This is a genomic window from Aeromonas sp. 1HA1 (assembly GCF_029237385.1).
Classification (GTDB): domain Bacteria; phylum Pseudomonadota; class Gammaproteobacteria; order Enterobacterales; family Aeromonadaceae; genus Aeromonas; species Aeromonas popoffii.
In genome coordinates this window covers 58,631-72,230 of the sequence record NZ_JAACGC010000005.1, presented here as the reverse complement: position 1 = coordinate 72,230, position 13,600 = coordinate 58,631, and the positions used below count along the sequence as shown (strand labels likewise).

Annotated in this window: 15 protein-coding genes; 10 read left to right on the top strand and 5 right to left on the bottom strand. The window is 57.7% G+C overall.

The window, feature by feature from the left end; genetic code table 11:
- Positions 1–88: 88 nt before the first annotated feature.
- The 4 genes from trkA to def form a co-directional block, all read right to left on the bottom strand.
- The gene (trkA, locus tag GWQ22_RS03000; RefSeq protein WP_042033934.1) at positions 89–1,465 is read right to left on the bottom strand and encodes a Trk system potassium transporter TrkA; all 1,377 of its coding nucleotides are present in this window, start codon (positions 1,463–1,465) and stop codon (positions 89–91) included.
- A 157-nt stretch (positions 1,466–1,622) separates the two neighbouring features.
- Complete coding sequence (gene rsmB / locus GWQ22_RS02995; RefSeq protein WP_275929414.1) at positions 1,623–2,915, bottom strand: 16S rRNA (cytosine(967)-C(5))-methyltransferase RsmB; 1,293 nt, start codon at positions 2,913–2,915, stop codon at positions 1,623–1,625.
- A 45-nt stretch (positions 2,916–2,960) separates the two neighbouring features.
- On the bottom strand, positions 2,961–3,905 hold the full coding sequence (gene fmt, locus GWQ22_RS02990; protein ID WP_275929413.1) for a methionyl-tRNA formyltransferase: 945 nt from the start codon (positions 3,903–3,905) through the stop codon (positions 2,961–2,963).
- A 12-nt stretch (positions 3,906–3,917) separates the two neighbouring features.
- Positions 3,918–4,430, bottom strand: coding sequence for a peptide deformylase (def, locus tag GWQ22_RS02985; protein WP_275929412.1), 513 nt, complete (start codon positions 4,428–4,430; stop codon positions 3,918–3,920).
- Positions 4,431–4,538: 108 nt separating this feature from the next.
- Between def and GWQ22_RS02980 the strand changes: the two genes are divergently transcribed.
- The 9 genes from GWQ22_RS02980 to GWQ22_RS02940 all read left to right on the top strand — a co-directional run bounded on the left by GWQ22_RS02980 (position 4,539) and on the right by GWQ22_RS02940 (position 11,258).
- On the top strand, positions 4,539–5,588 hold the full coding sequence (locus tag GWQ22_RS02980; protein WP_275929411.1) for a LysM domain-containing protein: 1,050 nt from the start codon (positions 4,539–4,541) through the stop codon (positions 5,586–5,588).
- Between the two features lies 1 nt (position 5,589).
- A complete protein-coding gene (gene dprA, locus GWQ22_RS02975; RefSeq protein ID WP_275929410.1) occupies positions 5,590–6,705 on the top strand; it encodes a DNA-processing protein DprA in 1,116 nt (371 codons plus the stop codon).
- Positions 6,698–7,171: a DUF494 family protein gene (locus tag GWQ22_RS02970; protein WP_275929409.1), complete on the top strand. Its 474-nt coding sequence runs from the start codon at positions 6,698–6,700 to the stop codon at positions 7,169–7,171. Before dprA ends, GWQ22_RS02970 begins: the two co-directional genes overlap by 8 nt.
- A gap of 55 nt (positions 7,172–7,226) precedes the next feature.
- On the top strand, positions 7,227–7,784 hold the full coding sequence (locus GWQ22_RS02965) for a topoisomerase DNA-binding C4 zinc finger domain-containing protein (protein WP_275929408.1): 558 nt from the start codon (positions 7,227–7,229) through the stop codon (positions 7,782–7,784).
- 72 nt (positions 7,785–7,856) lie between these two features.
- A complete protein-coding gene (gene purE / locus GWQ22_RS02960) occupies positions 7,857–8,360 on the top strand; it encodes a 5-(carboxyamino)imidazole ribonucleotide mutase (RefSeq protein ID WP_042033925.1) in 504 nt (167 codons plus the stop codon).
- A gap of 134 nt (positions 8,361–8,494) precedes the next feature.
- Positions 8,495–9,055 carry an L-threonylcarbamoyladenylate synthase gene (locus tag GWQ22_RS02955; protein WP_275929407.1) on the top strand — a complete coding sequence of 187 codons (561 nt, stop codon included), beginning with the start codon at positions 8,495–8,497 and terminating at the stop codon, positions 9,053–9,055.
- 112 nt (positions 9,056–9,167) lie between these two features.
- Entirely contained in the window at positions 9,168–10,076 is a 909-nt protein-coding gene (gene hemF / locus GWQ22_RS02950) for an oxygen-dependent coproporphyrinogen oxidase (RefSeq protein WP_275929406.1), read from the top strand.
- 103 nt (positions 10,077–10,179) lie between these two features.
- Positions 10,180–11,001 carry a shikimate dehydrogenase gene (gene aroE, locus GWQ22_RS02945; protein WP_275929405.1) on the top strand — a complete coding sequence of 274 codons (822 nt, stop codon included), beginning with the start codon at positions 10,180–10,182 and terminating at the stop codon, positions 10,999–11,001.
- Entirely contained in the window at positions 10,998–11,258 is a 261-nt protein-coding gene (locus GWQ22_RS02940) for a DUF1488 domain-containing protein (RefSeq protein WP_275929404.1), read from the top strand. The genes aroE and GWQ22_RS02940 overlap by 4 nt, the downstream gene beginning before the upstream one ends.
- Before the next feature lie 795 nt (positions 11,259–12,053).
- Here the strand turns inward: GWQ22_RS02940 and yihA are convergent.
- A complete protein-coding gene (yihA, locus tag GWQ22_RS02935) occupies positions 12,054–12,707 on the bottom strand; it encodes a ribosome biogenesis GTP-binding protein YihA/YsxC (RefSeq protein WP_042033919.1) in 654 nt (217 codons plus the stop codon).
- 142 nt (positions 12,708–12,849) lie between these two features.
- On the opposite strand from yihA, the gene GWQ22_RS02930 reads away from it, so the two are divergent.
- Complete coding sequence (locus GWQ22_RS02930) at positions 12,850–13,467, top strand: c-type cytochrome (protein WP_042033918.1); 618 nt, start codon at positions 12,850–12,852, stop codon at positions 13,465–13,467.
- Positions 13,468–13,600: the final 133 nt, after the last annotated feature.

The following is a 13,600-nucleotide window of genomic DNA, read 5'->3' as shown; positions in this document are numbered from 1 at the left end:
ACCTGATCGTTGATTGACAAAAGACCCGGACAATCCGTTTGGGAGGTTGTGCCGGGTCAGGTTTGCGTTGCCTGGGGGCATGGGCAGGTTACAGGAAGAAAGGACTTGGCTGAAACAGCCGTTCCACTTCCGGGATGTACTTCTTGTCCACCAGAAACATCACCACATGGTCATCCTGCTGGATCTGGGTGCGATCGTGGGCGATCAGCACCTCATCACCGCGCACTATGGCGCCTATGGTGGTGCCGGGCGGCAGCTTGAGCTCACCCACCGTCTTGCCCACCACCTTGGAGGTGTTTTCGTCACCGTGGGCGATGGCCTCGATGGCCTCGGCTGCACCGCGGCGCAGGCTGTAGACGTTGGCGATGTCGGCCCGGCGCACGTGGGTCAGCAGGGCCGAGATGGTGGCCTGCTGCGGCGAAATGGCGATGTCGATGGATCCACCCTGCACCAGATCCACGTAGGCGCTGCGCTGGATCAGCACCATGGTCTTCTTGGCGCCCATCTTCTTGGCGAGCAGGGCCGACATGATGTTGGCCTCATCCTCGTTGGTCACGGCGATGAAGACGTCGATCTGATCGATGTGCTCCTCGGCCAGCAGTTCTTGATCCGCTGCATCGCCGCAGAAGACGATGGTGTTTTCCAGCAGCTCCGACAGCTGTTCCGCCCGCTTCTGGTTACGCTCGATCAACTTGACGCTGTAGCGCTTCTCCAGCTGGTGCGCGAGGCCGGCGCCTATGTTGCCACCGCCGACGATCATGATGCGGCGATAGGGGCTCTCGAGCCGCTGCAGTTCCGACATCACTGCCCGGATATGGCCAGCGGCGGCGACGAAGAAGACCTCGTCATCCGCCTCTATGATGGTGGTGCCTTGCGGACGTATGGAGCGGTTCTGGCGGAAGATAGCGGCCACCCGGGTCTCTATGTTCGGCATGTGATCCCGCAGGGTGGAGAGGGCATTGCCCACCAGAGGGCCGCCGTAGTAGGCCTTGACCGCCACCAGACCCACCTTGCCACCGGCAAAGTCCACCACCTGAAGCGCACCTGGATATTCGATCAACCGGCGTACATAGTCGGTCACCAGTTGCTCGGGGGCGATCAGGTGATCCACCGGCACGGATTCCGGCAGAAACAGGCGATCCCGTTCCACCAGATAGGCCGGCGATCGAATGCGCGCTACCTTGTTCGGGGTGTTGAACAGGGAGTAGGCAACCTGGCAGGCGATCATGTTGGTCTCGTCACTGTTGGTGACCGCGACCAGCATGTCTGCATCCTGGGCGCCCGCTTCGCGCAGCACCTTGGGGTGGGCGCCGTGGCCGTTCACCACCCGCAGGTCGAACTTGTCCTGCAGCTCCCGCAAGCGGTCGCTGTCGGTATCGACGATGGTGATGTCATTGTTCTCGCCGGCCAGGTTCTCGGCCAGGGTGCCACCGACCTGGCCGGCACCCAGAATGATGATCTTCATAGGAACCCCTCAGGGAACGAGGATGTGTTGCAACGGCTGCCAGTATGGTCAGGGTCAGTCATCAACATGATGATTTTCATAGGGAGAGCGTGCTCGATATTGCGCAGTAATGGGTGCCGTCAACCGGCACCCGTCATCTTCATGGCCACTGCCCTGCTTACCGTTTGAGCAGCTTGGCATAGTAGAAGCCATCCATTTCGGCTTCGCCCGGCAGGAACTGGCGGCCCGGACATGCCGGGGTATCCTGTTCGTGCAGCGGCACCAGGGTGGCATCCGGGGTGGCTGCCAGGAAGGCACGGATCTGTTCGCGGTTCTCTTCCGGCAGCACTGAGCAGGTGGCGTAAAGCAGAGTACCGCCGCTTTTCAGTTTCGACCAGAGGGCGATCAGAATACGGCGTTGCAGCTCGGCCAGCTCACGGATGTCCTGATCCCGGCGCAGCCACTTGATGTCGGGGTGGCGGCGGATGACACCGGTGGCGGAGCAGGGGGCATCCAGCAGGATGCGATCGAACTGACCCTTTGGCCACCAGAGTTCCGGGGTGCTGGCATCACCGTGGATCACCTCGGCCTTGAGGCCGATGCGATCCAGGTTTTCCTGCACCCGCTTGAGGCGGTGTTCGTCGGCATCGACGGCCACCACGCCAGCCAGGGCGGGTTGACGTTCAAGCAGGTGAGCTGTCTTGCCACCGGGGGCGGCGCAGGCATCCAGCACCCACTCGCCCGGTTGCGGGTCGAGCAGTCGGGCGGCCTGTTGCGCCGCGCCATCCTGTACCGAGCAGTCACCTGACTCGAAGCCGGGCAGCTTGGTTACGTCGCAAGGGCGTTCCAGCAGGATGCAATCTTCCCCTTCCTCACCGGCCACCGCATTGATGCTCACTTCGGCCATGCGGGCCAGCATCTGCTCGCGGCTCTGGCGCTGGCTGTTGTTACGGATCCACATGGGCGGGCGCTGGTTGTTGGCCTCCATGATGAATTCCCAATCTTCGGGATAGGCCTGGCGCAGGCGCTTGGTGAGCCACTCGGGGTGGCCTAGGCAAATGCTGGGAACGCGGTCGATGCGTAGCAGAATGACTTCAGCGCTGCGCTGGAAGTTGCGCAGCACGCCATTGATGAGGCCGCGCAAGGAGGTACCCTTGAGCAGCTTGACGGCGTTGACTGTTTCGGCCACGGCGGCGTGTGCCGGAATGCGGGTGTAGATGAGCTGATAGAGACCGACCAGGATCAGATAGTGGAAGATGCGGCTCTTGTTCTTGAGCGGCTTGTCCATCATCTCGTTGACCGCTGCATCGAGGCGGGGCAGCCAGCGCAGGGTGCCGTAGCAGAGTTCTTGCAGGAGGGCGCGATCGCGGGGCGCAACCTTCTCCTGGGCAGCAGGCAGAACAGCGGAGAGAGATTGACCCTGATCCAGCACCTGTTGAATAACGAGAGCGGCCTGTGCACGTGTTTTCATAATGTTACCTTAGATGCGCAAGTCGGGGCCTGGGCCCCGCTTGGTTCAATTCAATTGCGTGCCGGGTTCAAACCAGTCGCGGCGAGAGTTGAGCAGATCCGAGACGGACATGGCCTTCTTGCCGGGTGGTTGCAGGGTCAGCAGGCGCAGCACGCCCTTGCCGGTGGCAATGTCGATCCCCTGCTTGTTGGCCTTGAGCAGGGTGCCTGCGGGTTGGCCATGGTTGCTATCCACTACTTCGGCTTGCCACACCTTGATGGTCTGGCCGGCGACCTCGAACCAGCTAATGGGCCAGGGATTGAAGGCGCGGATGCAGCGCTCGATGGCAACGGCCTCCATCGACCAGTCGATGCGGGCCTCTTCCTTGGAGAGCTTCTGGGCATAGTTGGCCAGAGAATCGTCCTGCTGCTCGGCAGCCGTGTCACCGGCCGCCATTGCATTCAGGGTATCGACCAGCGCCTGCGGGCCCAGCCCGGCCAGCTTGTCGTACAGGCTGGTAGAGGTTTCGTCGGCGGCGATAGGGCAGCTCACCTTGCGGATCATGGCGCCGGTATCCAGCCCCACATCCATCTGCATGATGGTGACGCCGGTCTCGGCATCGCCCGCCCAGATGGCGCGCTGGATCGGCGCCGCGCCGCGCCAGCGCGGCAGCAGGGAGCCGTGCACGTTGATGCAACCGAGACGGGGAGTATCGAGCACCACCTTGGGCAGGATCAGACCATAGGCCACTACCACCATGAGATCGGCACCAAGAGCTGCCAGTTCGGCCTGCGCCTCTTCATTGCGCAGCGAGGCAGGTTGGTAAACCGGTAGATTGTGGGTCAGGGCCAGCTCTTTGACCGGGCTGGCAGTGAGCTTCTGACCACGGCCGGCCGGTTTGTCAGGCTGGGTATAAACGGCAACGACCTCGTGGTCGGAAGACAACAACGCCGCCAGATGACGGGCGGCGAAGTCGGGAGTACCGGCAAAAATCAGTTTCAGCTTATTCAATGGGGCAGGTCCTCAGAGGATTTTGCGATCTTCACGGGCCATCTTTTCCAGCTTCTGGCGAATGCGCTGGCGCTTGAGCGGGGACAAGTAGTCCACAAACAGCTTGCCGACCAGATGATCCATCTCATGCTGTATGCAGATAGCGAGCAGATCGTCTGTTGCCAGCTCGAACGGCTTGCCGTTGCGATCCAGCGCGCGGATTTTGACCTGTTCGGCGCGTGGTACCAGAGCGCGGTGCTCGGGCACGGAGAGGCAACCCTCTTCGATGCCGGTGCTGCCGGATTGCTCGAGGATCTCGGGGTTGATCAATACCAGAGGATCTTCACGGTTTTCAGAGACATCGATCACTATGATGCGCTGATGAATGTCGACCTGAGTGGCGGCAAGGCCTATGCCTTCCTCCGCGTACATGGTTTCGAACATATCATCTACAATGTGTTGTAACTCGGGTGTAAAGGTCTCGACAGGGGCTGCTATAGTGCGCAGACGTTCATCGGGAAAACGCAATACATCTAGAATGGCCATAGTTTTTTCTTTAGTTTCGTATAAATGCAGTCAATATTGGCGTAATTCTAGTCATTTACGCCGACAAAAAACAGCAACACTTTGCGCGCAGAAGTAACAGGGAGTGTTATGTATCTGAAGCAAACCATCCTCGCCTGCCTGCTGGCCACTCTGAGCCAGAGTGCCTTGGCCGATCAGTTGAAATTGCAAGTGGGTTATCCCGAGCGTCATACCGTTCAAAAAGGCGACACCCTCTTGGATATTGCTGGCCAGTATCTGGCAGAGACCGGGCTCTTGCACCGCCTGTGGAACGTCAATCCCCAGATTGCCAATCCGCACTGGAGCTACCCCCTGCTCGGCAAGGCGACAGAGGGGGGCAAGCAGGTAGTCCACCTCTCACCCAAGAGCCGCGTCGAGAATAAGGCCAATCCGGTCCCGATGCTGCCGCTCAGCGAAATAGGCCCCTTCCTGCAAACCGACCACATTCTGGCCGACAACCAGCAAGCGAAACAGCTGCCCTATGTGCTTGGCAACAATGAGGCCCATATCGGTATGCTGGAGGGCGACACCCTCTATGTGCAGGGATCGCTGACGCCAGGTCAGGACTACGGCATCTATCATCCCGGTGTCGTTTATAAGGACAAGCAAACCGGCGAGCTGCTGGGGCAGGAGGCGGTCTTTGTCGGCACGGCCAGAGCCGAGGAGCGGCTGCCGGATGATCGCACCCGGGTTACCCTCAGTCACAATCAGCGAGAGGTGTATCAGGGAGACAAGGTGATGCCTTTGCCGCCACAGGAAACTCTCTCTGCCGTGTTCACCCCGAAGGCGGCGCCCGTGATTTCACCGGGTTACATAGTCGATCTGCCGAGCAAGGCCCGTGGTGGTGGCAAGTTTGATGTCGTGCTCATCAACAAAGGGCTGCGGGATCAGCTTGCCCCCGGCGATGTGCTGGAGGTCCGGCGTCCCGGCGCCACGCTGGTGAGCAAGAACGGCAAGGTGTCGTACAAGGAGTACTCTTCCGTCTACAACAAGGCCTTCTACTCGACCGGCAAACCACCCTTGCCTTCGGAAGCTGTGGCCCGAGTCATGTTGTTCAAGGTGTATGACAAGCTGAGCTACGGTCTCATCATGCAGAGCCAGGACATGGTCAGCTCCGGCTATCAGGTCAGTAACTTCTAACGTGCCACCTCCACTCGAGCGGGTCTCGCTGTGGTTGACGCTGGATGCCGTCACCGGTATCGGCCCAGTCACTGCCGCCCGCCTGCTTGCTCACTTTGGTGGCGATATTGCAGCCCTGTTTGAGAGTGATGATGGCCATTTACGGGCGCTTGGCCTGCACTCGGCCCAGATCCGGCAGCTCAGATGGCCACTACCTTCGGTTGATCAGGGGCTGCGTTGGGCCACCGAGCCTGGTAATCACCTGATCTGCCCCGATGACCCCGCCTATCCTGACTTGTTGAAAGAGATCCCTGCCGCCCCCTTGCTGCTCTACTGTCGTGGCAATCTTGCCGCCTTGTCTGTTCCACAGCTGGCGATGGTCGGTACACGTCACCCCACCTATGCCGGCAAGGACAATGCCGCCCGCCTGTGTGCGGAACTGGTGGCGTGCGGTCTGGCGATCACCTCGGGACTCGCGCTCGGTATCGATGGTGTCTGTCATCAGCAGGCCCTGGCGACCGGTGGTGTTACACTCGCCGTACTGGGTTCCGGTCTCGACTGCCTCTACCCCAAGCGTCATCAGGGACTGGCTGGCCAGATCCTGGAGAACGCGGGTGCGCTCATCTCCGAGCTGGCGCCGGACAAGGGGCCGCTGGCCGAACATTTCCCTCGTCGTAATCGCATCATCAGCGGACTGGCGCGAGGGACGCTAGTGGTGGAGGCGGCCGAACAGAGTGGCTCACTCATCACGGCCCGTTACGCGCTGGAGCAGGGGCGCGAGGTATTTGCCGTTCCCGGTGCGCCGCAGAATCTGCAGGCGCTGGGCTGCAACAAATTAATCCAGCAGGGGGCCAAACTTGTGTTGAGCGCGGCCGATATAGTGGAAGAGTTTCCCGGATTGGTCAGCCTGGCACGGAAACCGGCTGAATTGCCTGAGCAACGGCATAATAGCGAATTGCCTTATGCCGATTTGTTGGATAACGTAGATTATGAGACCACGAGCGTGGATACCGTCGCCGAACGGGCCCAGCTTCCTGTCGAGGTGGTATTGGGCAGGTTGGTAGAGCTGGAGCTTTGCGGCGCAGTGATGGCGGTAGCCGGTGGATACGTCAGAGCGAGGAGGGCGAATCATGTTTGATGTATTGATGTACCTTTTCGAGACCTACATCCACAGCGATGCAGATGTGATGATCGAGCAGGATGAGCTCACCGACGAGTTGAGCCGGGCCGGTTTCGATAAAGAAGAAATCGACAAGGCGCTCGACTGGCTGGAGCGACTGGCCAACCTGCACGATAGCGAGCGGGAGGTGTACGTCACCGCCAGCGCGCAAGGCTCGATGCGTATCTATGCCCCGCAAGAGCTGACTCGCCTCAGCACCGAATGCCGTGGCTTCCTGCTCTTCCTGGAACAGGCTCAGGTACTGAATGCCGAAACCCGAGAGATCTGCATCGAGCGCCTGCTCGAGCTGGACAAGCCGGATATCGAGCTGGATGACTTGAAGTGGGTCGTCATGATGGTGCTGTTCAACGTACCGGGCAGTGAAAATGCCTACCAGCAGATGGAAGAGCTGGTGTTTGATGAGTCAGACGGCGTCATTCACTGACAGTCCGGTGCCGCGCTGGTAGAATTCAGGCCATCTGGATTTCAAGGCGCGGCCCATGTCAAAAATCGATCATCATCTCTTTTCTGTCCACGAGCAGGCATTTGAGCGAGAGCCCTGCCCGCAGTGTGGTGCCGAGTTGCTGATCCGACAGGGCAAGCATGGTCCCTTCCTCGGCTGCTCTGCCTATCCTGCCTGTGACTATATCCGTTCCCTGACGCCATCCGGCCGCGACATCGAGAAAGTGCTTGAGGGCTCGGCCTGCCCGGATTGCGGCCAGCCGCTGGCGATCAAAAAGGGGCGTTATGGCCTGTTTGTGGGGTGCACCCAGTACCCGGCCTGCCAGCACATCGAATCCTTGCAGGAATGCGACGATACCCAGATCCTCTGTCCTGATTGTGGCAAGGGTCATCTGGTGAGTCGCACGTCACGTTATGGCAAGCAGTTTTACTCCTGCGATGGGTATCCACATTGTAAATATGTGGTGAACGACAAGCCTATCTCTATGCCTTGTCCCGAATGTGGCTGGGGCATCATGGTGGAGAAGAAAGTAAGGGGAAATCTGAGGTGGATCTGCCCGCAAAAGAAATGCGGCCATCAAAGTGAGCAGGTATAATCCCGCCGCCGTAACCAGATTGAAACGTTTTCGGCGAACTTCAACCCCATTTGGAGTAAGGAAATTCCCACCATGAATAAACCCTTTGTTGCCGTATTGATGGGCTCTGATTCTGATTTTCCCGTGATGCAATCTACCCTTGAGATCCTCAAGTCGTTTGATATCACAGTGGAAGTCAAGGTTACCTCTGCGCACCGTACCCCGGCTGCGACTCATCAGTATGTGACCGATGCCGAAGCCCGTGGCTGCAAGGTCTTTATCTGTGCTGCCGGTCTGGCGGCTCACTTGGCCGGTGCTGTTGCCGGTATCACCACCCGTCCCGTGATTGGGGTGCCCATTGATGGAGGCCCGCTCAAGGGACTGGATGCGCTGCTCTCTACCGTGCAGATGCCGGGTGGCGTGCCAGTGGCAACCGTAGCGATCGGCAAGGCCGGTGCCAAGAACGCGGGCTATCTGGCAGCCCAGATGCTGGCAGTAGCCGATGATGAACTGGCGGCCAAGGTTCGGGCCGAACGCCAGAAGAATGCCGAAGAGGTGATGGCCAAGGATGCCGCCCTGCAGGCTCAACTCAAGTAAGTGAACGGGTGGTGCTCCGGAAGTGTCGTATTTTCTGTGCTACAGCAAAAACGTCACTTCGCCATGATCGCCGCCATATCGGTTCAACTTGCTTCCAAGTGACGAGGCGGTAGCCTGGCTGCCGCATTTTTCCTATGCCAAATGAATTTGAACAGGCGGTTGCTGCTCTCCAACAGGAAGGGGTGATCGCTTATGCGACCGAGGCCGTGTTTGGTCTTGGTTGTGATCCCGACTCCGAAGTTGCGGTGCAGCGACTGCTTACCATCAAGCAGCGTCCGGTGGAGAAGGGGTTGATCCTGATCGCTGCCGATCTGGCGCAGCTGCAAGAATATATCAATGTGAGCCAGCTCAGCGCCGAGCAGCTGGCACGGGTTGAAGCCAGCTGGCCCGGTCCCTTTACCTGGGTCATGCCTGCGAAGCCTGATACGCCCTCATGGCTGACCGGGCAGTTCGAGACCCTGGCGGTGCGCGTGACGGCTCATCCTCAGGTGCAGGCGTTGTGCCGCGCCTTTGGTAAGCCGCTGGTCTCTACCAGCGCCAACCTGACCGGCGAGGAGCCTGCTCGTCGGGTGGCCGATATCGGTGAGCGGCTGGCCAGCAAGTTGGCCTATATCCTGCCCGGTGACGTGGGTGGTCAAGCCAACCCATCCGAGATCAAGGACGCCCGTACCGGCGCCATTATTCGCCCCTCCTGAGCGGGCGGATGCGTCATGATTTGCCATCAATTCGCTGAGCGGTGAGCTCACCGAATTGATTCAACTATAAAAATGGACAGGGCGTTCAAGATCCTGCCTGACTGGAGACAAGATGAGCAAACCGGACGTGGCCCAGGTCAAGGCCTTCCTGTTGCAGTTGCAGGACGAGATCTGCCGTGGCCTGGAGCAGGCCGATGGTACCGGGCACTTTGTGGAAGATGCCTGGTGTCGTGAGGGCGGCGGTGGTGGTCGTACCCGCGTGTTGCGCCATGGCGCCGTGATCGAACAGGGGGGCGTCAATTTTTCCCATGTCTATGGCGATGCCATGCCTGCCTCTGCGACGGCCCATAGGCCCGAGCTGGCGGGTCGCAAGTTCGAAGCCATGGGGGTGTCGCTGGTGATCCATCCACACAACCCCTATGTGCCGACCAGCCACGCCAACGTCCGTTTCTTCATTGCCGAGAAGGAAGGCGAAGAGCCCATCTGGTGGTTTGGTGGTGGTTTCGATTTGACGCCCTTCTACCCGTTTGCCGAAGATGTACAGCACTGGCACCGGGTATCGCACGACCTCTGCCAACCCTTTGGCGAGCAGGTCTACCCCGAGTTCAAATCCTGGTGCGATCGCTACTTTTTCCTCAAGCATCGCAACGAGACACGCGGCGTGGGTGGCCTCTTCTTCGATGACCTGAATCGCTGGCCGTTTGCGGATTGTTTTGCCTTCATGCAGGCGGTCGGCAAGGGCTATCTCGATGCCTACCTGCCGATTGTCGAGCGGCGCAAGGCTCAGCCTTATGGCGAGCGGGAGCGGGAGTTCCAGCTCTATCGCCGCGGTCGTTACGTGGAGTTCAATCTGGTGTATGACCGGGGCACCCTGTTCGGGCTGCAGACCGGCGGACGTACCGAGTCGATCCTGATGTCGATGCCACCGCTGGCACGTTGGGAGTATGACTGGCAGCCGGAGGCGGGCAGCCCGGAGGCCTTGCTCTACACCGATTACCTCACGCCGCGGGAGTGGCTGTGACCCGAGGGGCCATAACGGCCCCTTTTTATTGGCCGATATTCAGCTTGTTCCTGAGTGCGAAAACCCGTTAAATCGGAATATTGCCCTCTGATGGAACTCTTTGATGGATCGTTATCTGGTTTTTGGCCACCCGGTGCGCCACAGCAAATCCCCCTTTATTCACACCCTGTTTGCCAGGCAGACCCAGCAAGAGTTGGAATATGGTCTGGCAGAGCCCGCTGTCGACGAGTTTGCCGATAGCCTGCGCAGCTTCTTTGCCGAGGGAGGGAAGGGGTGCAATGTCACAGTGCCCTTCAAGGAGCAGACGTTTGCGCTGGTTGACCGCTTGAGCCCCAGGGCCAAGCGGGCGGGGGCCGTCAATACCATCAAGCTGACCGATGATGGCGTGTTGCTGGGGGACAATACAGATGGTGCCGGTCTGGTGGCTGATCTTAAGGCTCACGGCGTGATCCTGACGGGCTGCCGGATCCTGCTGCTAGGTGCAGGAGGGGCGGCTCGTGGTGCGCTGGCACCGCTGCTGGCCGAGCTGCCGAGTGAATTGGTGATAGCCAACCGCACCCACGCCAAGGCGGAGCAACTGGCGGCCGAGTTTCACGATCTGGGGGGGGTCATGGCCCAGCGCTATGAGCTGCTGGAGGGAGTATTCGATCTCATCATCAATTCCACTTCTGCCAGCCTTCAAGGAGAGCTACCGCCCCTCGCCCCCGCGCTGATCCACGCCGATATTGCCATCTACGACATGATGTATGGTACCTCGGATACCCCCTTCATCGGCTGGGCTAGACAGCAGGGGGCTTGCCAAGTCATGGATGGGCTGGGCATGCTGGTCGAGCAGGCGGCTGAGGCCTTTACCGTGTGGCGCGGCATCCGGCCAGGGACTCAACAGGTATTGAGAGAACTCAAACGAAATCTGGGGACCCTATGAACCAAGGCATACTGTTTCCCGAACTGGCGGACTGGCAACCGCACGAACAGCGGATCCATTTTCCGGCCCAGCAGAGAGGGGCTCTGGTCGATTGCTACATCAGTCGCCGGCGTCTGGAAAAGATGACTGGCCTCTCCCTCGTCAGGGAGGAGGGCATACTACGCGCCTTCGAGAGTGTGCGCTTCGACATTGAAGACTTGGCTGAGAAACTCATTGAAGAACAAGAGTTTGCAGAAGATGGGGCCATCTATCTCTAAGTTTTTTAGAGTTTTTTCTCAAAGCAGCGGAACTTGTGTGGAATACCGCTGACTAACTAGATAGTTGAGGAAGTGCTAGCTAGTCACCTTTATAACGCCCCGGTATTCGTACTGGGGATTTTTTTATCTATATGAAAAACAGAGTGTTTTTTGTAATTTATTTTACGTGAAACTAAATTACATAAATTACTTTCACTTTCTGCTGCTTTGCTATACAGTTAGCAACGTAGGGTACAGAGGTTAGATGTTCTATCTTTCAGACCTTTTATTTCACGTAATTGAATGTGGCTGAATAGCGACCCCGATGAGTATTCGTCGGGGTGTTTTTTTACGTGTGATAATTAGAGTAAAAGCTTTAAGCTTGCCACGTGTTTGTTAGAATGAAGGGGATTCTTGAGGAAAACCAGTTGCCTTTGTTCTCAAGATTTAGCCTCTTCCCCATTTTTGAGCTGATTGTTGCAGGCCGATACCGCACCAGTGGTGCCGGTCTCATTTTTATCCCCCCCTCTCCCTACCATCATGTAATAAAATTTCATTTCTGTACTTATTGAGTGATGTGCCTTCTGCTCCATGGCAGAAATATGAAAACGTTGCCATGAGGATGACAAGTTGATTTCTAATGGAAATTAACTTGTCACAAAACTGTTAAAAAGGGCTTTTATCAAATTTCTTGTGGGAGTGCATAGGCGGGTATTGAGGGTTGGCGGGACGTCATCCAACTGAAAGTTTTTCAATCAGCGGAGGGTCAACTCCGCCAATTGCAAGGAGGGAAGAGCAGAATGATGAAGGAATGCATTATTCCTCTATCTGCTCTTGTTCATCACCTTCGGCGATCTCGTCTGCCCCGGCCAGATACCAGCCAGACAGGGTCTGGGCCAGTTTTTCCACCCCGATATTGTTGAGGGAGGAGAAGGCTTCTACCTGTATCTGCGGGCCCAGGTCGGCAATGGCCTGACGAACCTTGATGACCTGATTGTTGCGGGGACCCGGGCTTAGCTTGTCCGCTTTGGTCAGCAGCAGCATAACCGGCAGTTCACGGTGGGAGCTCCACTCCAGCATGTTCATGTCGGTATCTTTGAGCGGGTGACGTATGTCCATCAGGATCACCAGGCCTTTCAATGACTCACGACGCTGCAGGTATTCTGCCAGTGACTTTTGCCACTTGAGCTTCATTTCCAGCGGTACTTGTGCATAACCATAGCCCGGCAGATCGACCAGACGCTTGCCCGGTTCCAGTTCAAACAGGTTGATCAGCTGGGTGCGACCCGGGGTCTTACTGGTGCGAGCCAGGTTCTTGTGCTTGGTTAAGGTGTTCAATGCAGATGACTTACCGGCATTGGAACGGCCGGCAAACGCAATCTCGACACCCCCATCATTTGGCAGGTGACGGATGTCGGGTGCGCTGGTCACAAAATGCACCTTATTGAAATTTAGAGTTTGTGTATCCAACGTAAATTCCCCATAGAGATAGAGGGTTATAGAGTTACTTTTTTGTGAAATCGTGTAAAATGGCGTCGCTTAAACGCGTTTATTTTAACATGCCTTCAGCGGCATGGGATCTGGAAGCCTAATAACGAGAAGTTGGAACGCCATGAAGAACCTAGTCATTACTCTTGCTCTGATGGTTGGCGTAACGGGGATGGCACAAGCCAAGGGCGATGCCGCTGCGGGACAATCCAAGGCTGCCGTGTGTGCGGCTTGTCATGGACCGGACGGAAACAGCCTTGTCGATATGTACCCCAAGATTGCTGGTCAGCACGCATCATATATCAAAAAGCAATTAGTTGAACTGAAGGCTGCAGCTTCTGGCCAAATTGGTCGGGTTGCGCCCATTATGGGGCCTATGGCTCTCCCCCTGTCCGACCAGGACATGGAAGACCTCGCTGCCTACTTTTCCAGCCAGAAGGTAACACCGATTGCGGTGCCTGATGACGCTGTAGCAGCGGGTAAAGCGCTCTATATGGGTGGTGACATGAGCCGTGGTCTGGCTGCTTGTACCGCTTGTCATGGTCCACGGGGCTCGGGTGTCGAGCAGGCCAAATATCCGAGTCTGTCCGGCCAACATCCTGCTTATATCAAGGCCCAGCTCACTGCGTTTCGTGCGGCTGCCCGTGATAACGACCCGAACAGCATGATGCGGGACGTTGCCAAGAAGCTGACCGATCAGGATATAGAGGCCTTGTCCATATACGTGGCAGGCTTGCACTGATAGCGCATGATGATGCACCCCATTGATATTAACGAGGAGCTACCGGCTCCTCGTTTCTTTTTGGCCTTTAACTCCATTTGGCCAATTATTTCTCGCATTGTTGTAAGAGATCCCCCATTCATTGGTCTGGCCA